This is a genomic window from Erythrobacter sp. S227, from assembly GCF_057364925.1.
The window spans coordinates 2,524,965-2,543,500 of record NZ_CP200280.1 but is presented as its reverse complement, the minus strand read 5'-3'; the positions used below and the strand labels follow the sequence as shown (position 1 = coordinate 2,543,500).

The following is an 18,536-nucleotide window of genomic DNA, read 5'->3' as shown; positions in this document are numbered from 1 at the left end:
GTTTTAAACACTTATGGTTCCGCTACGTGCAAGCCTCGGGGATGTTGAAGCCCCTAACCCACGGCAATCGCGCTCAATTGCCGGCCATAATCGGGCGCACCGCTCTGTACCGAGCGTCGGTAGGAATAGTAGCTTTCCGATTCGCTATGCGTGTCATGGCAAAGCACCGATATGGTGGTCAGACCGCATTGGCGTAAGGCTTTCAGAATATAACCCGGAAGATCAAACTGCCATCGCTCGACCCCTTCGCGGATACCGCTCGCCTTGAAATGAAGTTCATCCGCAGGAGAAAACTCGGCACGAAATGCTGCGTCCACTTCGTAACTGGATTGAGCAATGGTCGGCCCCAGAGCAGCTACAATGTTTGTACGGGCAGCCCCAAGGTGCTCCATTGCCTTCACTGTGTTTTCCAAAACGCCGCCATGCGCGCCGCGCCAACCGGCGTGCGCGGCCCCGACAACGCCTGCATCCCGGTCGGCAAAGAGGACGGGCCCGCAATCGGCAGTCACAATGCCGATCACGACATCGGTCCGATCGGTTACGACCGCATCAGCCACAGGTCGGTCGGTTGCATGGTCAGGCCACTTCTTGCTCGGCGGCTTGCTAAGTGTGATGACTTCGGGCGAATGCACCTGATGGGGCGCCTGCAACGGCGCTCCGGGTAAAATTGCACCGGCTGCCGCGTTTCGAAGCGCGCGGATTTCCTCTGCGTCCCCCGGACCGCCAAAGCCGAATTGATGCGTGCCGCCACCCGAGCCCAAGAAGCCGTGTGGTACGCCGCCCAGGATGGCGGCGCGTTCAATCGAGAAAGACGGTTCAGCCATCCAAGCTCCGGCTCACCTGCTCGAAAGTGTCGCGCGACAGATTGTCTTGCGCTGCAACCCTCTCAAGCTCGGCTTTCATCAACGCCGCCCGGCCCGGCTCAATCCTGCGCCAACGGCCGAGCGCCGGGACAAAGCGAGCAGCGGTCTGCGGGTTGATCGGATCAAGCTCTATGATGCAGTCGGCGATAATCCGGTAGCCTGCGCCGTCTGATGAGTGAAACGCAGAAGGGTTGCCCGCAAGCGCCATGTAAAGCGAGCGGACGCGGTTGGGGTTGGTCATAGTGAAGTCAGGGTGCTTAGCCAAAGTCTCCACATGTGCGAGCACATTGGGGTGGAGCGAAAGCGCCTGAAGGGTAAACCATTTGTCGATGACAAGGTCGTTGCCCGAATAGCGCTGATAGAAGGATGCAAGCCGTTCTTCGCGTGCGGGGTGCTCCAAGCCTGTCAGTACCATAAGCGCCCCCTGACGGTCCGTCATATTGTCGGACGCATCAAACTGGTGTGAGGCAAGCCCTGCTGCCTTTTGCGCATCAGTTGCCGCGATGTAGCCCAGCGCCAAAGTCTTGACCTTGCGCGCGCCAACGCCCGCAGGATCATCGAATGGCACCTTTGTACAGCGCTCATAAACGGCGAACATATCGGCGGCGAGATTGGTGCCAATGGCAGCTTTCAACGCCTCGCGCGCATTGTGGATTGCGCCCGGGTCGGCTTTGCGCGTCCCCGTTGCCATCGCCTCGAACAAATAGCTTTCGCTTGGCAAAATCATCAATTCACCGCGCATGGCATCGTCCAGCTTCGCATCTGTCAGAACCACGCCCATCGCTTTTACGACAGCTTCGCGGCCCTCTGAATCCGCCTCGCCGCTCGCCTCGGCGATTAAAACGCCCACGCTAAGCTCTTGCATCGCCTCGTAACGGGCGAAGGGATCATCGTCGTGCGCGGCCAAAAACATCAGCGCATCGCGGTCAAGCGAGCGCTCGATAATGACAGGCGCGGTGTAGCCCCGATTGATCGAGACCACAGGATTTGGCCCCACCAAAGGCAGGCGGAATTCATCCTGCTCCTGGGTCAGCACGATGGTTTGCTCCGCTCCGCGCGCCGCGCTCTCCTTGTCGTGAACCGCCACGCGTAACGGGATCACCATTGGCTCTTTATCAGTCTGGCCCGGGGTCGCGGGGAGCACCTGCTTGAGTGACAAGACCAATTCATCGCCCTCTACCCGCTCAACGACTTCGATACGCGGAGTGCCCGCTTGCGAATACCACAGGCGGAATTGTTCAAGGTCCAGCCCTGCTCCATCCTCAATCGCTTTGACAAAATCCTCGCATGTCGCAGCCTCGCCATCATGGCGGTCGAAATAGAGGTCGGTGCCTTCACGGAAACGCTCAGCCCCAGCCATTGAGCGCATCATGCGGATAACTTCTGCGCCTTTGTTGTAGACGGTGGCCGTGTAGAAGTTCGAGATTTCGCGGTAGCTATCCGGGCGGATCGGGTGCGCCAAAGGCCCCGCATCCTCGGGGAATTGCGCTGCGCGAAGGATGCGCACATCCTCAATCCGCTTGACCGCCTCCCCGCGCATGTCCTGACTGAACATCTGGTCGCGCAGGACGGTAAAGCCCTCTTTCAACGAAAGTTGGAACCAATCGCGGCAAGTGATGCGATTGCCCGACCAATTGTGGAAGTATTCGTGCGCGATCACGCCTTCCACGCCGTCGAAATCGGCATCGGTGGCGGTTTCTCTATCGGCCAACACGTACTTCGTATTGAAGACGTTGAGCCCCTTGTTCTCCATCGCCCCCATGTTGAAGTCGGAGACGGCGACGATGTTATAAAGGTCGAGATCATACTCGCGCCCGAACACCTCCTCGTCCCATTTCATCGAATTGTGGAGCGATGCGAGGGCGTGGTCGGTGCGATCAAGATCCTCGGCCCGGACCCAGATATTGCACTCAACTTCGCGGCCAGACATGGTTGTGAACGGCCCGCTCTTCGCGACGAGGTCGCCTGCGACGAGCGCAAAAAGGTAAGAGGGCTTTGGCCAAGGATCGAACCACTCTGCAAAGTGTCGGCCATCGGGAAGATCGCCAATGCTCTCCTGATTGCCATTGCACAAAAGGATCGGGAAATCGGCTTTGCTCGCTTCCATGCGAACGCGGTAGGTCGAAAGCACATCGGGCCGATCGGGGAAGAAAGTGATACGCCGGAACCCTTCCGCCTCGCATTGGGTGCAAAGCATTCCGTTTGACGCATAAAGCCCCATCAATGTGGTGTTGGCGCTCGGATCAATCGTGGTGGTGATCTCAATTGTGTGCGCAGCGCCGGAAAGCGGCAGGACAAGGTCAGCGCCGTCCATGGTCCAATCGGTAACTGCCTCGCCATCAACCTTTACAAGGTCAGCGGTCAGGCTGTCCCCGTTAAGTCTGATTGTGTCAGTGGTTTCAGCGTCGGGATTGCGCTCCACCAGCAGCGTCGCAACGACAATCGTCGCGTTAGGATCAAGAGTGAACGAGAGGTGCGTCTCGGGCACATTCCAGGCAAAGGGCATGTAATCCTCTCGCCGGATTACCGGCGGCTCTGCCGGAGTTGCGGGTGCGTCATTAGCGGTGATCGAGTCGTGAGCAATATCCATAGCCACAGATTTAGGTTGATTTGCACGGGCGTCCAGCGGCACTACGCCTGACATGTCGCATTTGTTGATCTTTGGCCTTGGCTACACCGCAAAACGCATCGCCGCTTGCCTGGAAACTCTTGGCTGGAGCGTCGAGGCAACAGGCAGCGATGGCGCACTTGATTTTGACGATGCCGAGGCGGTTCATGCAGCGCTTGATCGGGCCAGCCATATACTCTCTTCGGTGCCGCCAGATCGATCATCGGGCGAGGACCCCGTGCTGGCATCCTACGGCGAGAGCCTCAAAGGACGACAGCTCTATTATCTCTCCTCTACCGGAGTTTACGGCGACCAAAAAGGAGCGTGGGTGGACGAGGCAACGCCGACCGTGGCCGAGACTGGCGCGGGCCGCAGGAACGCACGGGCCGAGGCCGATGCCAAATGGATGGGCCTGGGCGCACGGGTTTTTCGCCTGCCGGGTATTTATGGTCCGGGCCGCAGTGCGCTGGACCGGGTGAAAGCCGGCAAAGCAAGGCGGATTGATCTGCCGGGCCAGGTCTTCAGCCGAGTCCATGTCGATGACATTTCGAGCGGCGTTGTTGCAGCTCTCACACAAAATGCGCCCTCCGGTGCTTACAATATCGGCGATGACCTCCCCGCAAGCGGCAATTGCGTGACAGAATATGCGGCAGCCCTTCTCGGGATAGATCCACCCAAACTCGAAACGCTTGAAGAGGCAAACCTCTCCGAGATGGCGCGCGGCTTTTATGCCGAGAACCGGCGGGTTGCGAACGGCAAGGCGAAGCGGGTGCTGGAATGGCGGCCTCGATACCCGACCTATGTCGAAGGGTTATCGAGCCTACTTTGACCGCATTTTTGATTTCAGAGCGATGACCATGCCGATCACGGCAAGAACCATCCCTGAAATGGTCATCGTGGTCCACTGATAGCCCTCGAATAGGGTCGATACCGCCATTGCCACAGAGATTGTCAGGATCGCATTATAGGCGGTCTTGCCTGCGCCAATCTCGCGCACGAGATTGTAGTGGAGCGGAAAGGTGATCACCGACCCGATCAGCGCTAGATAGACAATGCCTGCCCAATAGGATTCACTTGTGGGCAAGGGCGGCGGGCCAGCGGTAATCCACGCAAAGCCCAGATCGAACACGGTCCCGTAAAGCATCGCCCATGCCAGAAGGCTTACCATAGGCACCGCGCGGCCTGTCGGGTTGGCCTGGATCACATTGGCAACCGAAGCGGAAAGAATGCCCAGCATGGCGAGCGCAATTCCCAGCCCCACATTGCCTCCGATGACCCCCGCGTCGGGGTTTGAATTCCATTCGTGGAACAACAGGAACGAGACACCCGCGATCGCAACCGCGCTTCCCAGCATGAAGCCTGCCGGCACACGCTCACCGAGAAAAAAGCGCGCAAGCAGTGCGTTAGGCACCATCATCAGGCCAAACATCAAGGCAACGATGCCCGAGGTCACGTAAAGCTCTGAATGGTATACGAAGAGGAAGTTGCCGCTGAACTGGAAGAGCCCGACAAAGATAGCGAGCGTGTGTTCAGGCCGCGTCAGGCGAAGGCGGCGTTTCATCAAAAGCGCAACAAGAAACAGTGCCGGGGTTGCCAATGCAAAACGATAGAACACCGACCAGGCAGCTGGAACACCGTCGATCTGTCCCGTGATGACGAACCAGGTCGAACCCCAAATCGTGCCGGTGAGCACAAAGGGGGTGATCACCCGAAGGTTCAGCATGGTCGGGGCTGCAATACTCACTTGCGAGCGCTCACAACCCGGCGATTGCTTTGCCGAGGGCGGATGCCTGATCCTCGCGCGTGTCCCAAGCGGTTACAAAGCGCGCGGCATCTTCGCCCCAGTCGTAGAAGGCGAATTGTTGCGCTCTCAAGGCATCACGCTCCTGCGCTGAAAGTCGCACGAAGAGCTCATTTGCTTCCACCGGATGCATCAAGCGATCACCGCATCCGCTCGCAATATCTTGCGCTGCTGCATTGGCGTGGCGCGCATTGTCTAGCCAAAGATCATCTTCGAGCATCGCAAGTATCTGGGCTGCGAGGTATCGGCCTTTGCATTGCAAATGCCCTGCGCGCTTACGACGATATTTGACCATATCTGCCTGGCCGGGATCGAACAGTACCACGGCCTCTGCGCTCATCGCTCCGTTCTTGATAAAGCCGAACGCAAGGCTGTCGACGCCCCAAGACGCAATGCGCGCGGCGTCCGCCGCTGAGCCGCCCAGAAATGCCGCGGCATTGGCAAACCGTGCGCCGTCCATATGAAGGCCAAGGCCGCGCTTGTTTGCAAAATCGTGCAATGCGGCAAGCTCTTCGCGTGAATAAGCACAACCATATTCGCTCGCCTGAGTGATAGCAATCGCGTGGGGTTGTACCTGGTGCACGTCGTCGCGAATCGGGTCGATCAGGGCAGCAATGTCGTCGGGCGTCAGCTTGGCGCTCTCACCCGCACACAGCATCAGTTTTGCTCCGTGGAGGTAAAATCCCGGCGCACCGCCTTCGTCCACTTCGATATGCGCTTCTTCGTGGCACACCACACCGCCGTGCGGCTGAACCATAGTCGCAAGCGCCAGACAGTTCGCCGCCGTGCCCGTAGCCACCCAAAGCCCCGCGCACTCGCGCCCGAACAAGTCGCTGAACCGTTCATCAAGCTGCGCGGAGAGCGCATCGCCGTCGTAAGGGTTGTCGGCGCTGTCGGCGGCGCGCATCGCCGCCCATACTTGGGGGTGGACGGGCGCGGCATTGTCGGAGAGGAAGGGCATGAGATCAGGCATAGAAGACGCCTCTAATGTGCTTGGCCAACATGTCTAGCACCATGGACAACAGGAGCACCCTCTTGAGCGACATTGAAGACGACATCACCATTACGCACCGCCCTCATGGCGACGGCGGGAAATATGTTGCCGAGATCGCAGGCGAGAGTGCGACCGGTCACCTCGAATGGGAACCCCGCGGCAAAGGCGTCCGGGTGGCAACGCACACTATTGTGCCCAAAGAAATCGGTGGGCGCGGGGTGGCAGCAGTGCTTGTAAAGGCTCTTATTGCCGATGCGCGCAAGCAAGAATTCAAAGTGGTTCCGCAATGCTGGTACGTTGCCAAGAAGTTCGACGAAAACCCGGACTGGGCGGATCTGCGCGCCTAAGCGGTTTCGAGCTGCGAGAAATCGGTGGCGGCAATCGTCTCCATCACCTTCCGGCGGACTTCTTGCGCCCGTTCAAGCGGCACACCGGGGATCGCAAAGACTCCGCCGGCCTGTCCGAGGTGGACGGTCGCATAACCGCGCCATCTGGAAATCGGCCCTTGCGCGATCTCGACCGAATGCAGCTTTAGCCGGGTCGCAATTTGGCTGCGCGGAGAGAGGACCCCGCGCGCCGACACAATTTGCAAGGCATCCAGTGCGTGTCGCTGATACCGCCAAGCCAGCACATTGAGGATTGCAGAAATCCCTGCAAGCACCACCAAAGCGCCAACCACAACATAAGTCCACTCTGGGGAGTAGATATTCGATGCGATGCCGGCCACGACCGCAGGCACGAGGAAAAACAGCGCATCGCGAACCGCGCTGTCGAACAGGAATTTCTCGGAAGCCCGCCGCCAATCCGTACCTTCACCGGGCAAAGAAAAGCCTGCCGCCTCAGCGATGGGCGCAATCTCGTCGAGTTTGGCAAAAGGTGCAACCACGTGGCTCGATGCGCCCATATCTTGGGCAAGGCTCACAAAGCTCAAGGAGTGCCAGCCAAAGCGATAGCGGATAAGGCGCGTGCCAATTCGGATCCCCTGGACGCGGTGGATCGGCATAACCACATCGGTTTTGGTGAACAGGCCCCTGCGGCGGCGGAAACCCCTTGCCGTGCGCTCGAGAAGGAAGCCCCATTCGCGCATGAAAACGCGGACCATCCCTGTAAGCGATCCGACAGCAAAGAGTACGCCAACACTTGCAAGGATGCCGATGATCTGTGCCGTGCGATCTAACGCACCAATGTCCGGGGCATAATCGTCGATCAGGCCCTGCCACACATCGGGTTTCCAGAAATCGAAATCGATGAAGCTGTCGACATATTGGAAAAGACCAGCCAGCACCGCAAAAACGGCCAGCGAGAATTCGAACAGGCCAAAGGTCAAGAGCCGCTTTGGTCCCATGGTGAAAAGTGGCTCGGCCGCTTCATCAGTTACGCCCGAAGTAGGCGCGCCACCGGGTTCAGCGGCAACCCTTGCATCCTGATTATCGCGGCGTTCGCGTACCAATTGGCGCAGCTCGTCGCCGCGCTCTTCGGTGAGGTAGGAAAGGCTGAGGTCTTCTCCCCCGCCAGCGCCCGTCTCAAACTTAACCGCAACCAGGCCTAGAATCCTTGGCAGCAATTTCTGCTCAAGGCTCACATCCTGAATACGTTCATAGGGAACAGAACGCGCAGACCGGCTTAAAACTCCGCTCTCGACGCGGATATCTGTTGTGCCGATTGTGTAGGTGAGCCGTTTCCAGCTGATGTAGGCAAAAAGGGTCCCGATCGCGACAATCGCCGCGCCTACAGGAATGGCGATCAGCAATCCTGTGCCGCCCGTACCAAAGGTGATGGCTATGGTGGGCAGAATTGCGTTTTGCGCGCTCGCCAGCAGACCAACGAGCACCGTCTTGGGATCAGTATTGCGCGGCTCCGGTCCATCCGCAGACACCGCGCCTGACGCTGTTTCCAACTCTGCTTCAGCCACGTCGCTCACATGCTCTCGCGCTTGATATGGGCGCGGATTTCTTCGCGCATTTCAACGGCGAGCTCATGGCCAAGGCCCGGCAGGCTGACCGAGGCATTGTGGCTGCCCGCAGTGTGCAGTGTCATCGTCGCAAGCCCGAGAGCTCTTTCAATCGGGCCTTGATCGACATCGATGTGCTGAACACGGCCAAAGGGCACGATAGTGTCTGAGCGCCACATGATCCCGCGGACCACGCGCAAGCGGTCGCGGCTGATCTGATAACCGCGCGCATTGTACCGGGCGAGCGGGATACGGATAATTACGAAGAGAGCGAGCAAGGTCGCAAGGCCTGTGACAATTCCAAACGGTACGGGCACTTCCTCGGCCTGCATGGCTCCATCAATCGAAAGCCCCACGGCCAGGATAACAAAGCCGGCAATAACCGCGCCTACCCGCATCAAAAGCTTGTAATTGGGGTGAAGCTTTGTGAGCTCAGCTTCGTCATCCACATCGCTGAAGATTGTCGAGACCGGCTTAGAATTGGCTTGAGGCTCCTGCTCCTTTGGACGCGGCGCATATTGGGCATCGCGCGGATAAGGCGCCGAAACTGCGGCGGCGGGCCGGCTTGATTGTGCGGCAGCACCAGATCGCTGTCCTGGCTCCCACGGTTTTGCACCGGCCTTATGGCCAAACAATTGACTGGCAGATGCCCTGTCAGGCGCAGGTGCAGGCGCTGCCTTCGGAGCTGGTTTCCCGACCCCGTCATCGCCCTTGCCTGACTGCCCCTCGTTATCCCGATCATTCATGGGCGCGAGTCTGCGATAGAGCACTGCCTGGACGCAAGCAGAAACTCGCCGTGATGCCGATAATGTGCGCCTATCGCCGCGGCACATCCATGGAGTTGCGCGCAATCACCATTCGGTGGACCTCTGAAGGCCCATCATAAATGCGCATATTGCGGACACGCCCTGCCAAAACATGGAGCGGCATTTCCTTGGTCACGCCCATCCCGCCAAGGCATTGCATGGCGTTGTCGATGACTTCCTGAGCCATCTCGCTGCAATAGACTTTGATCATGGAAATTTCAGAGCGCACATCGCGCCCTTCGTCCAATTTCCATGCGCAATCATAGGCCATCAGGCGCGCTGCGTGGATTTTCATCTTCGCATCTGCCACCCACCATTGCACCGCTTGGCGCGAAGAGAGAGGTTGGCCAAAGGTCACGCGCTGGGGTGCGTGTTCGGTCATGATCGAAAGCGCACGTTCCGCAGCACCAATGCACCAGGCCGCCATTTGCATCCGCCTTGTGCCAAGCCGCAATTGCATCGGCGCAAAGCCATCGCCTTCCGATCCGAGCAGCTTCCAATCCTCGACCTCGCAATCTTCGAGAGCGATTTCATAGGTGTATTCGCCGCCCAGCATCGGCACTTGTTTCACCACATTGAACCCGGGCGCATCGCGGTCAACAAGAAAGCAGGACATGCCAGAAGACCCCTTGGCCTCTGGATCGGTGCGCGCGAGCAGGATCGTGAAATCAGCCTCTTTGGCAGAGGTGATCCAGATCTTGCGCCCGTTGATGATCCACTTGTCGCCTTCGAGCACCGCCTTGGTGCTCATCCCCGATGGATCGGCGCCCGCGCCCGGTTCCGAAATCCCGATCGCCGACAACGTGCCTTGCTCGACGTGGGGCACCAGATATTCGGCGCGCTGTCGCTCATCACAATAGCCAGCAAGCATCTTGAGGTTCGGGCTATCAGGCGGCAGATTGTATTTCGCAACCGTACTGCCCATGGCGATATTGACACCAACAAGAGCCACATGCGGCAAGCCCATGCCGCCCACATCCTCGGGGGCATCCAGAGCCCAAAGGCCCATATCTTTGGAAACGGTATCGAGATGCGCTTTTTCTTCGGGCGTAATGTAGCCGCCCTGCCCCTTGGCATCGCGCTCCAACACGCCTGTTTCCAATGGCATCAACTCATCACGCACGAATCTTTGCACAAGGTCTTCGAGCATCTGATACTCTTCAGGAAGTTCGAAATTGATAGCGGCACCTCTTGAGCGATTGTTTGAGCGCTTCGTATATTCAACCCGTCGATCTGCAAAGGGTTCAATTTGGTAGGTACGGCGCGAACGTCGCAAGAGACGTCAGCCCATGCCAAACCGGATGCGAACCCGAAAAGTTCGCAGGCAAGGGCCAAAAATTTCGCGGAATTCAAGAAATGGTGCTGCTGGAGAGAATTGAACTCTCGGCCTCACCCTTACCAAGGGTGCGCTCTACCACTGAGCTACAGCAGCCAACCGAGGCGCGCCTATTGTCGTAGGCTGCGCGAATGTCAAGATGGCTTTGCAGGGATTCTGCTAACCGCCGCTAGCCTCTTGAGCAAAAGCGTCACTACAGGCAGAGCGTTAGAGATGAGTGAAGACAAATCTGACAAAATGTCCCGCGAGGAGCGATTGGCGGCGAAATTGCGCGAAAACCTGCGCCGCAGAAAGGCGCAAACCCGGGAAATGCGGGATTCGCAAGAGGAAGACCTTCCCAATCGCCAAGCGGATAGCTAACGCCGGGGCTTCAGTTTTTTGGGCCAACGTCAGCCGGAGCAAAAATGCCAAAACTCATTCTCGTTCGCCACGGTCAAAGCCAGTGGAACCTTGAAAACCGCTTCACCGGTTGGTGGGATGTTGATCTCACAGAGAAAGGCGTAGCCGAAGCGAAGGCGGCAGGCACGCTGATGAAGGAAAAGGGCGTTTTGCCAACGGCCTGCTTCACATCGCTCCAGACCCGCGCGATCAAGACGCTGAACCTCGCTTTGGAAGAAGCAGGGCGCTTGTGGCTTCCTGTGACCAAAGACTGGCGTTTGAACGAGCGCCACTATGGCGGGCTGACGGGCCTTAACAAGCAAGAAACGCGCGAGAAGCATGGGGACGAGCAGGTTCACATCTGGCGCCGAAGCTTTGATACGCCTCCCCCGCCGATGGAGCCGGGCAGCGAATATGATCCGGGTGCAGACCCCCGCTATGACGGGATCGATGTTCCCAACACCGAGAGCCTGAAGCTCACGATTGAGCGCGTGCTTCCGTATTGGGAAAGCGATATTCTCCCCGTGCTTGCCAGCGGTGAAACGGTGATAATCTCGGCCCACGGCAACAGCTTGCGTGCACTGGTCAAACACCTGTCGCAGATTTCGGATGAGGATATCACGGGGCTCGAAATCCCAACGGGCCAGCCGATCATCTATGATTTTGACGACAATATGGTGCCTGGCGAACGGTACTATCTGAAGGATTCCTGATGGGAAAAGTCGCAATCGTAATGGGCAGTCAATCCGACTGGCCAACCATGAAGCTGGCGAGCGAAGTCCTCGACGAGCTTGAGGTTGAGCATGAAGCGCGCATTGTTTCTGCTCACCGCACACCTGACCGGATGAGCGCATTTGCGAAAGGTGCAGAGGGTGAAGGCTTTGATGTGATTATTGCAGGCGCCGGGGGCGCTGCCCACTTGCCCGGTATGATTGCGGCGATGACCCATCTGCCCGTTCTGGGCGTGCCAGTGCAGTCCAGGGCATTATCGGGCATGGATAGCCTCCTTTCTATCGTGCAAATGCCGGCCGGCATTCCGGTGGGGACGCTCGCGATTGGCGATGCGGGCGCGAAGAACGCAGCGCTTATGGCAGCTGCAATCCTTGCGCTGAACGACGAGGACCTGTCAGAGCGCCTGCAAGATTGGCGCGCGGCTCGTACCGGTGATGTAGGCGAAGTGCCTGTTGACTGATCTTGTGGAAACGCTGGCCATTCCATAAGGAACACCGGCACAAGAATAAGCTCTTGCCCAGAAGGGCCAAGGCAATTGGGGTAGGGAATTTTGGCTCTTAAACCGGGATCGACAATCGGCATTCTTGGCGGCGGCCAATTGGGGCGTATGCTTGCCCAAGCCGCATCGCAATTGGGATACCGCGCGATTTGCTTTGCGCCTCCGGGTGATAATGTCGCGGCTGATGTGTGCGTTGATCACTTTGAAAACGGTTGGGGCGACAAGGCTGCGCTCGCGGCATTTGCCTCCAAGTGCGATGTGATCACTTGGGAATTCGAGAACGTGCCTTTGTCTGCTCTCGATGCCCTGCCAGCGGAGCGCGTCGTGCCGGGCAAGCGCGCGCTCGAAGTCGCGCAAGATCGCCTCAATGAAAAGCAGTTTGTCGAAGAGCTTGGCGCGACCTGCGCACCTTACATGCGGGTCGACAACGAGGACGATCTGAAAAGAGCGGCCGACCATGTGGGCGCACCCGGCATCCTCAAAACAGCGCGCGATGGCTATGATGGCAAAGGGCAATGGCGCATTGGCTCGGCGCATGAAGCAGAAGGCATCCGCTTTCCGGGCAGAACATGTATTTACGAAGGGCTCGTGGATTTTGAAACCGAGTTTTCGGTTATCCTCGTGCGAGCAAAAAACGGCACAGTGCGGTTCTGGGATTCGACTGACAACAAACACGACGGCGGGATGCTGGTTCGTTCAGCCTTGCCTGCAGGCGAGTTAATCGAGGCGCAGGTCGAAAAGGCGCGAGATATTGCCCGTCAAACCGCCGATGCGCTTGCCTATGTGGGTGTGCTCACGCTTGAATTCTTCGCCACCAAACAGGGCCCCATCTTCAACGAAATGGCCCCGCGGGTGCACAATTCTGGCCACTGGACCATCGAAGGCGCTGCCACCAGCCAGTTTGAAAACCATATCCGCGCGGTCGCAGGCCTTCCCTTGGGCGGGACCGAGACGCGTTTCGTCCAGATCGAGATGCGCAATATCGTTGGCGAGGACGCTCTTACTGCCCACCAAATCCTCGCCGAAGAGGGTGAGCCGCACCTGCACCTGTATGGCAAGAAAGAAGCGCGCGATGGCCGCAAGATGGGTCACGTAACGCGGGTTTCGAACAAGGTCGCCTGAAGCCTCATGTCATCTCACGAAATTTTCCTGATTTACGCTCGCGCGGCCAATGGCACGATCGGATTTGAGAACCGCCTGCCTTGGCACATTCCCAAAGACTTCAAGCGCTTCAAAGCGATGACCATGGGCAAGCCCATGGTGATGGGGCGCAAGACCTTTGAAAGCTTGCCCGGCCTTCTTCCCGGTCGTCGGCACATTGTACTCACCCGGCATGACGATTGGGGAAGCGAGGGCGCAGAGGTCGTGCACTCGGTTGACGAAGCACTTGATGCAGCACGCAGCGACAATGACACTGGCGAAATCGCCGTGGTCGGTGGCTCGGCAATTTATGATGTGTTTCGCCCATTGGCCGCGCGCATCGAAGTCACCGAGATTCACGCGGATTTCGAGGGCGACGTCTTTATGAAGCCATTGGGGCCTGAATGGGTCGAAGTGGCGCGCGAAGACCACCCAGCCGAGGGCGAAAAGCCCGCCTTCTCCTTCGTCACTTACGCCCGCGCTGAAGGTGAGGCCTGATGCGCTGGCTCGATCACCGTGAAGACGTGACCGAGGCGCTGCGCGGTGCGATCATTGCGCTGGGCAATTTCGATGGCTTTCATAAAGGACACCAAGCGGTCGCTGGCGAAGCGATTCGCTGGGCGCAAGAGGAGGGCCGCCCTTCCATCATCGCCACATTCGACCCGCATCCAGTCCGCTTTTTCCGCCCCGATGTGCCGCCCTTCCGGCTCACCACTCTGGAGCAGCGGCAGGAACTCTACCTCGAGGCAGGGGCCACAGCGATGCTGGTCTTCCACTTTGATGCAGAGCTTTCCGGGACCAGCGCGGAAGATTTCATCACCGAAATCCTGATCAAACGCTTTGGCGCGCACGGCGTGGTCACTGGCGGCGATTTCAGCTTCGGCAAAAAAGCGCTCGGCAATGTCGAGCTGCTTCAAGGTTTTGGCGGGGGGCACGGACTCAAATCGCGCGTGGTCGAGGCCGTAGAGGAAGAGGGGGTCATCTCCTCCAGCCGCATCCGCGATGCCTTGCGTAATGGCGATCCTCAGCTTGCAGCCTCGCTCCTCACCCGGCCTTTTGCGATCCGGGGGATCGTCGAGCACGGCGACAAGAACGGGCGCAAACTCGGATACCCAACCGCGAACCTTGCCATCGACACTTATCTTCGCCCCAAATACGGGGTCTATGCGGTGACAGGAACGATCCTCTCGACCGGCGAGACGCTCAAAGGCGCGGCCAATATCGGGATTCGCCCGCAGTTTGAGCCGCCCAAAGAGCTGCTCGAACCCTATTTCTTCGACTTTTCCGGAGATCTCTACGGTCAGGAAATCGAGGTCGCATTCCACCATTTCCTGCGCGGTGAGGCAAAGTTCGACAGTCTCGATGATTTGATGGCACAGATGGAGAAGGATTGCGCCGAGGCCCGCCGCCTATTAAGCGCGCTCCCACAATGACAGACGACAGCACAAAACGCGACTATAAGGACACTGTCTTCCTGCCGAAGACGCCCTTCCCGATGAAAGCCGGCCTTCCGCAGAAGGAACCGGGCATTGAGGCGCGCTGGCGAGAGATTGATCTGTACGGGAAACTTCGCGAGGCGCGGCAGGGGCGCGAGAAGTTCATCCTCCACGATGGCCCGCCTTACGCCAATGGCGATATGCATATCGGCCATGCGCTGAACCATATCCTCAAGGACATGGTCTGCCGCACGCAGAACCTGATGGGCAAAGACGCGCCCTATGTGCCCGGCTGGGATTGCCACGGCCTCCCGATCGAGTGGAAGGTCGAAGAGCAATATCGCAAGAAAAAGAAGAACAAGGACGAGGTTCCGGCCAAGGAATTCCGCGCCGAATGCCGCGCTTACGCTCAAAAGTGGGTCGACACCCAGCGTGAGCAGTTGAAGCGCCTTGGCATTATGGGCGATTGGGACAATCCCTACCTCACTATGGATTTTCAGGCCGAGGCGACGATTGTTGCTGAGCTTTGCAAGTTTGCGGAAAGCGGCAATCTCTACCGCGGGTCAAAGCCGATCATGTGGTCGCCGGTTGAGAAGACCGCTTTGGCAGAGGCCGAGGTTGAGTATGAGGACCTGACCGACAGCCCGCAGATTGATGTGGCGTTCGAGATCACCGAGAGCCCGATTGAGGAGCTCGTCGGCGCTCACGCAGTGATCTGGACAACGACGCCTTGGACGATCCCGGCAAACCAGGCTTTGGCCTATGGGGCGGATGTTGATTACTCACTGTGCAGAGTTGAAATCTGGGCGACCGACGATGTCGGAGAAGTCGAAGAATTTCATTCGGCAATGAAGCAGGTTTTCCCTTACGACGGCGCGAAGCTGCTGGTCGCGCGGGACTTGAAGGGCGAATTCGCAAGCCGGTTGCAGGAACATGTTGAGGCAATCTCTGTGCCCGGATTCGAACAGGCTAAAATTGCTGCGGTCGTGCTCGACGAAGTGCCCATCGCTGGCGTGACGTCAGACGACCCGTGGCCCAGCTTCAAAGGCTCCGAGCTAGCGGGCACCAAAGCCCGCCACCCGATGCACCATCTCGGCGGGTTCTACGAAACGCCACGCCCTTTCCTCGAAGGCGATTTTGTGACCACCGGTTCAGGAACCGGCCTTGTCCATATGTCGCCCGACCACGGCGAGGACGACTTCGACCTGTGCAAAGCGAACGGCCTAAACCCCGTCTTCGCAGTGATGGACGATGGTCGTTACCGCGACGATTGGCCGTGGCTGGGCGCGGATGACAAGGACGGTGACGGCAAAGAACGCCGTCGTTCGGTCATCAACAAGCCCTTCAACTCGCCCGAAGGCCCGATCTGCTCGGACCTTCGCGAAGTCGGCGCGCTGCTCAGCGCGTCGGCCGATTACGCGCACTCCTACCCGCACTCATGGCGCTCTAAAGCCAAGGTGATCTATCGCTGCACGCCGCAATGGTTTGTGCCGATGGATAAAGAACTTGGCGGCAAAGGTGCCCCTTCATCGCTGCATTCTGCGAGCCTCGAGGATATCGAGGCCGCAGCAGGCGGTTCTCTGGCGCAATCAGGTGAAAGCGACACGCTCAGAACCCGCGCCATGTCCGAGATTGACCGGGTGGAATTCATCCCGCCCAAAGGCGAAAACCGCCTCGGCTCAATGGTCGAAGGGCGGCCCGATTGGGTGCTCTCTCGCCAACGCGCATGGGGTGTGCCGATCACGTTGTTCGTCCGGCCCGACGGTACCTATCTGCAAGACCCCGAAGTCAACGCACGCGTTGTCGCCGCGATTGCCGAAGAAGGCGTCGATGCCTGGGATGAGGCTCGCAAAGCAGAGTTTCTAGGATCAGATCACAATCCGGAAGAATTCGAGATGGTCAAAGACATCCTCGATGTCTGGTTCGATTCGGGCTGTACACATGCCTTCGTACTGGAATCGGGGCGCTGGCCCGATCTCACATGGCCCGCCAACCTCTATCTCGAAGGGTCCGACCAACACCGCGGCTGGTTCCAGTCTTCGCTTCTGCAAAGCTGCGCGACGCGGGGCCGCGCGCCATACGATCAGGTGCTGACCCACGGCTTCACCATGGATGCCAAGGGTAAAAAGATGTCGAAGTCGCTCGGCAACACGATCGACCCATTGAAGATCATGGAGCAAACCGGCGCGGATATCATCCGCATGTGGGCGCTCAGCGTCGATTTCACCGAAGATCACCGGATCGGCGATGAAATCCTTAAAGGTGTGGGCGATCAATATCGGCGTCTTCGCAACACCTTCCGCTATCTGTTGGGCGCGCTTGACGGATTTGTCGGCGATATGGGTGATGGCGGCGAGATTCCGGAGCTGGAGCTCTATGTTCTCTCGCTTCTGAGCGAGCTGGACGGCAAGCTCAGACAAGCGGCGACCGAATACGACTTCAACACCTACACGCGCCTTTTGGTGGACTTCTGCAATGAAGACCTCAGCGCTTTCTTCTTCGATATCCGCAAGGATACGCTTTATTGCGATGGCGATGACAGCACGACCCGCAATGCCTATCGCACGGTTCTAGACCTCTTGTTCCACGCGCTGGTCCGCTATGCCGCGCCGGTATTGGTCTTTACCGCCGAAGAAGTCTGGCAAACTCGATATCCCGAAGACGGCGATGCTGAGGGGAGCGTTCACCTCCTCGAATGGCCAAGCGTACCACAAGTGCCAGCCGACCGGGCCAAATGGGACGCGCTTCGTGCTCTGCGTGAACGTGTGAATGAGGCGATTGAGCCGCTGCGCCGTGAAAAAGTGATCCGCTCCAGCAATGAAGCGACCGTCACCGTGCCCGCAGCGGCTGTGCCAGCGGGCGTCACCGACGAGCAGCTCGCCGAATTGTTCATCACGGGGACAGTCACACGCTCTAGTGAGGGCGACGACGTGACTGTGACCAAATCATCCGACAACAAATGCGGCCGTTGCTGGCGCCTTCTTCCCGATGTTGTGGAAGACGGCGAACTGTGTGGACGCTGTGCGGAGGTGGTTGGTGAGTAACCCTTTCACCCGCAACCGACTGATCGGACTGGGCTTTGCAGTGTTCATCGCTGCGATGGACCAACTCGTGAAGTGGTATGTCGTGGGCCCGCTGAACCTGCGCAATGTGCGCAATATCGAGCTCGTCCCGTTCTTCGATCTTACCTATGTAGAAAATCGCGGGATTTCCCTGGGCATGCTTCAGGCGACCAATATGGAGATGCGCTGGCTTCTGGTTGGCATGACCGCGCTTATCGGTCTGGTCGTGCTGGTCTGGATGATGCGTGAAAAGATCCTCGGCGATATCCTTGGCCTCTCGCTTATCCTTGGTGGGGCAATTGGTAATATCTATGATCGTTATGTATTTGGCTATGTCATCGACTATGCCGACCTTCATATCGGCACCTTTCGACCCTTTCTTATTTTCAATATCGCCGATGCGGCTATCACCATTGGCGTTGTGATCATCCTTGCGCGCAGCCTGTTTGTGCGCGAAAAGGATGACGAAACGGAGGCGCAAGAGCCTCAAGCGGAGAATTCCTGATGCGTAACGTAAAGACCGCCATTCTTCTTGTGTCCGGCAGCGCGATGCTCGCCGCTTGCGGGGGCAGCGGGATTTTCAACCGTGATCGCCCTGATGAATTTGCAGTGCAGCGTCAGGCGCCGCTGGTGATTCCGCCAGACTTCACACTTTCTCCTCCTGCTCCGGGTGCACCGCGCGCAGCAGAAGGCACCGCTCAAGAGCAAGCACTCGATGCATTGTTCGGCGGTCCGGCTCCTCGTAGCGAGATCGAAACTAGCGCGCTTGACCGCGCAGGTGCGGCCGCTCCCAGCATTCGCTCACAAATCGGCGATGAGGACACCAACACCGTCGCCAAAGGCCGCGTGACCCGCGACATTATCGCAGCGCCAGAAGGCGACGGCCAGAACGCCAGCACGGTGATTCCTAGCTGATTTGCCTTATTGCGA

At 58.5% G+C, this 18,536-nt stretch carries 18 protein-coding genes and 1 tRNA gene; 11 read left to right on the top strand and 8 right to left on the bottom strand.

The genetic code is table 11. The features are described 5' to 3' along the window. Positions 1–53: 53 nt before the first annotated feature. Together pgeF and pepN are read right to left on the bottom strand one after the other, a co-directional pair. Positions 54–824, bottom strand: coding sequence for a peptidoglycan editing factor PgeF (gene pgeF / locus AC0V6Q_RS12060; protein WP_486168621.1), 771 nt, complete (start codon positions 822–824; stop codon positions 54–56). Continuing rightward, entirely contained in the window at positions 817–3,453 is a 2,637-nt protein-coding gene (pepN, locus tag AC0V6Q_RS12055; protein ID WP_486168620.1) for an aminopeptidase N, read from the bottom strand. The genes pgeF and pepN overlap by 8 nt, the downstream gene beginning before the upstream one ends. A gap of 52 nt (positions 3,454–3,505) precedes the next feature. Between pepN and AC0V6Q_RS12050 the strand changes: the two genes are divergently transcribed. After that, the gene (locus tag AC0V6Q_RS12050; RefSeq protein WP_486168619.1) at positions 3,506–4,300 is read left to right on the top strand and encodes an NAD-dependent epimerase/dehydratase family protein; all 795 of its coding nucleotides are present in this window, start codon (positions 3,506–3,508) and stop codon (positions 4,298–4,300) included. Here the strand turns inward: AC0V6Q_RS12050 and AC0V6Q_RS12045 are convergent. Together AC0V6Q_RS12045 and AC0V6Q_RS12040 are read right to left on the bottom strand one after the other, a co-directional pair. After that, positions 4,292–5,194: a DMT family transporter gene (locus AC0V6Q_RS12045; RefSeq protein ID WP_486169308.1), complete on the bottom strand. Its 903-nt coding sequence runs from the start codon at positions 5,192–5,194 to the stop codon at positions 4,292–4,294. The two genes, AC0V6Q_RS12050 and AC0V6Q_RS12045, sit on opposite strands and share 9 nt — an antisense overlap. A 31-nt stretch (positions 5,195–5,225) precedes the next feature. Continuing rightward, the gene (locus tag AC0V6Q_RS12040; RefSeq protein WP_486168618.1) at positions 5,226–6,245 is read right to left on the bottom strand and encodes a threonine aldolase family protein; all 1,020 of its coding nucleotides are present in this window, start codon (positions 6,243–6,245) and stop codon (positions 5,226–5,228) included. A gap of 62 nt (positions 6,246–6,307) precedes the next feature. On the opposite strand from AC0V6Q_RS12040, the gene AC0V6Q_RS12035 reads away from it, so the two are divergent. Then, the gene (locus AC0V6Q_RS12035; RefSeq protein ID WP_486168617.1) at positions 6,308–6,613 is read left to right on the top strand and encodes a GNAT family N-acetyltransferase; all 306 of its coding nucleotides are present in this window, start codon (positions 6,308–6,310) and stop codon (positions 6,611–6,613) included. Here the strand turns inward: AC0V6Q_RS12035 and AC0V6Q_RS12030 are convergent. From AC0V6Q_RS12030 to AC0V6Q_RS12015, 4 genes are all read right to left on the bottom strand, one after another. Continuing rightward, positions 6,610–8,187 carry a PH domain-containing protein gene (locus tag AC0V6Q_RS12030; protein ID WP_486168616.1) on the bottom strand — a complete coding sequence of 526 codons (1,578 nt, stop codon included), beginning with the start codon at positions 8,185–8,187 and terminating at the stop codon, positions 6,610–6,612. The genes AC0V6Q_RS12035 and AC0V6Q_RS12030 overlap by 4 nt on opposite strands. Next, complete coding sequence (locus AC0V6Q_RS12025) at positions 8,184–8,963, bottom strand: PH domain-containing protein (protein WP_486168615.1); 780 nt, start codon at positions 8,961–8,963, stop codon at positions 8,184–8,186. Before AC0V6Q_RS12025 ends, AC0V6Q_RS12030 begins: the two co-directional genes overlap by 4 nt. 70 nt (positions 8,964–9,033) lie before the next feature. Beyond that, on the bottom strand, positions 9,034–10,173 hold the full coding sequence (locus AC0V6Q_RS12020) for an acyl-CoA dehydrogenase family protein (protein ID WP_486168614.1): 1,140 nt from the start codon (positions 10,171–10,173) through the stop codon (positions 9,034–9,036). A 207-nt stretch (positions 10,174–10,380) separates the two neighbouring features. Further along, positions 10,381–10,455 (bottom strand) — tRNA-Thr (locus AC0V6Q_RS12015). Positions 10,456–10,572: 117 nt separating this feature from the next. Between AC0V6Q_RS12015 and AC0V6Q_RS12010 the strand changes: the two genes are divergently transcribed. The 9 genes from AC0V6Q_RS12010 (at position 10,573) to AC0V6Q_RS11970 (ending at position 18,521) form a co-directional block, all read left to right on the top strand. Then, entirely contained in the window at positions 10,573–10,719 is a 147-nt protein-coding gene (locus AC0V6Q_RS12010) for a hypothetical protein (protein WP_486168613.1), read from the top strand. Between the two features lie 44 nt (positions 10,720–10,763). After that, positions 10,764–11,450, top strand: coding sequence for a 2,3-diphosphoglycerate-dependent phosphoglycerate mutase (gene gpmA, locus AC0V6Q_RS12005; RefSeq protein ID WP_486168612.1), 687 nt, complete (start codon positions 10,764–10,766; stop codon positions 11,448–11,450). Further along, a complete protein-coding gene (gene purE / locus AC0V6Q_RS12000) occupies positions 11,450–11,929 on the top strand; it encodes a 5-(carboxyamino)imidazole ribonucleotide mutase (protein WP_486168611.1) in 480 nt (159 codons plus the stop codon). The genes gpmA and purE overlap by 1 nt, the downstream gene beginning before the upstream one ends. A 90-nt stretch (positions 11,930–12,019) precedes the next feature. Next, positions 12,020–13,090: a 5-(carboxyamino)imidazole ribonucleotide synthase gene (locus AC0V6Q_RS11995; protein ID WP_486168610.1), complete on the top strand. Its 1,071-nt coding sequence runs from the start codon at positions 12,020–12,022 to the stop codon at positions 13,088–13,090. Between the two features lie 6 nt (positions 13,091–13,096). After that, complete coding sequence (locus AC0V6Q_RS11990; RefSeq protein ID WP_486168609.1) at positions 13,097–13,606, top strand: dihydrofolate reductase; 510 nt, start codon at positions 13,097–13,099, stop codon at positions 13,604–13,606. Then, positions 13,606–14,541 carry a bifunctional riboflavin kinase/FAD synthetase gene (locus tag AC0V6Q_RS11985; protein ID WP_486168608.1) on the top strand — a complete coding sequence of 312 codons (936 nt, stop codon included), beginning with the start codon at positions 13,606–13,608 and terminating at the stop codon, positions 14,539–14,541. The genes AC0V6Q_RS11990 and AC0V6Q_RS11985 overlap by 1 nt, the downstream gene beginning before the upstream one ends. Next, complete coding sequence (locus tag AC0V6Q_RS11980; protein ID WP_486168607.1) at positions 14,538–17,588, top strand: isoleucine--tRNA ligase; 3,051 nt, start codon at positions 14,538–14,540, stop codon at positions 17,586–17,588. Before AC0V6Q_RS11985 ends, AC0V6Q_RS11980 begins: the two co-directional genes overlap by 4 nt. Continuing rightward, positions 17,581–18,111, top strand: a complete 531-nt coding sequence (gene lspA / locus AC0V6Q_RS11975) for a signal peptidase II (protein WP_486168606.1) — start codon at positions 17,581–17,583, stop codon at positions 18,109–18,111. Before AC0V6Q_RS11980 ends, lspA begins: the two co-directional genes overlap by 8 nt. Further along, complete coding sequence (locus tag AC0V6Q_RS11970) at positions 18,111–18,521, top strand: DUF3035 domain-containing protein (RefSeq protein WP_486168605.1); 411 nt, start codon at positions 18,111–18,113, stop codon at positions 18,519–18,521. The genes lspA and AC0V6Q_RS11970 overlap by 1 nt, the downstream gene beginning before the upstream one ends. Positions 18,522–18,536 lie beyond the last annotated feature (15 nt).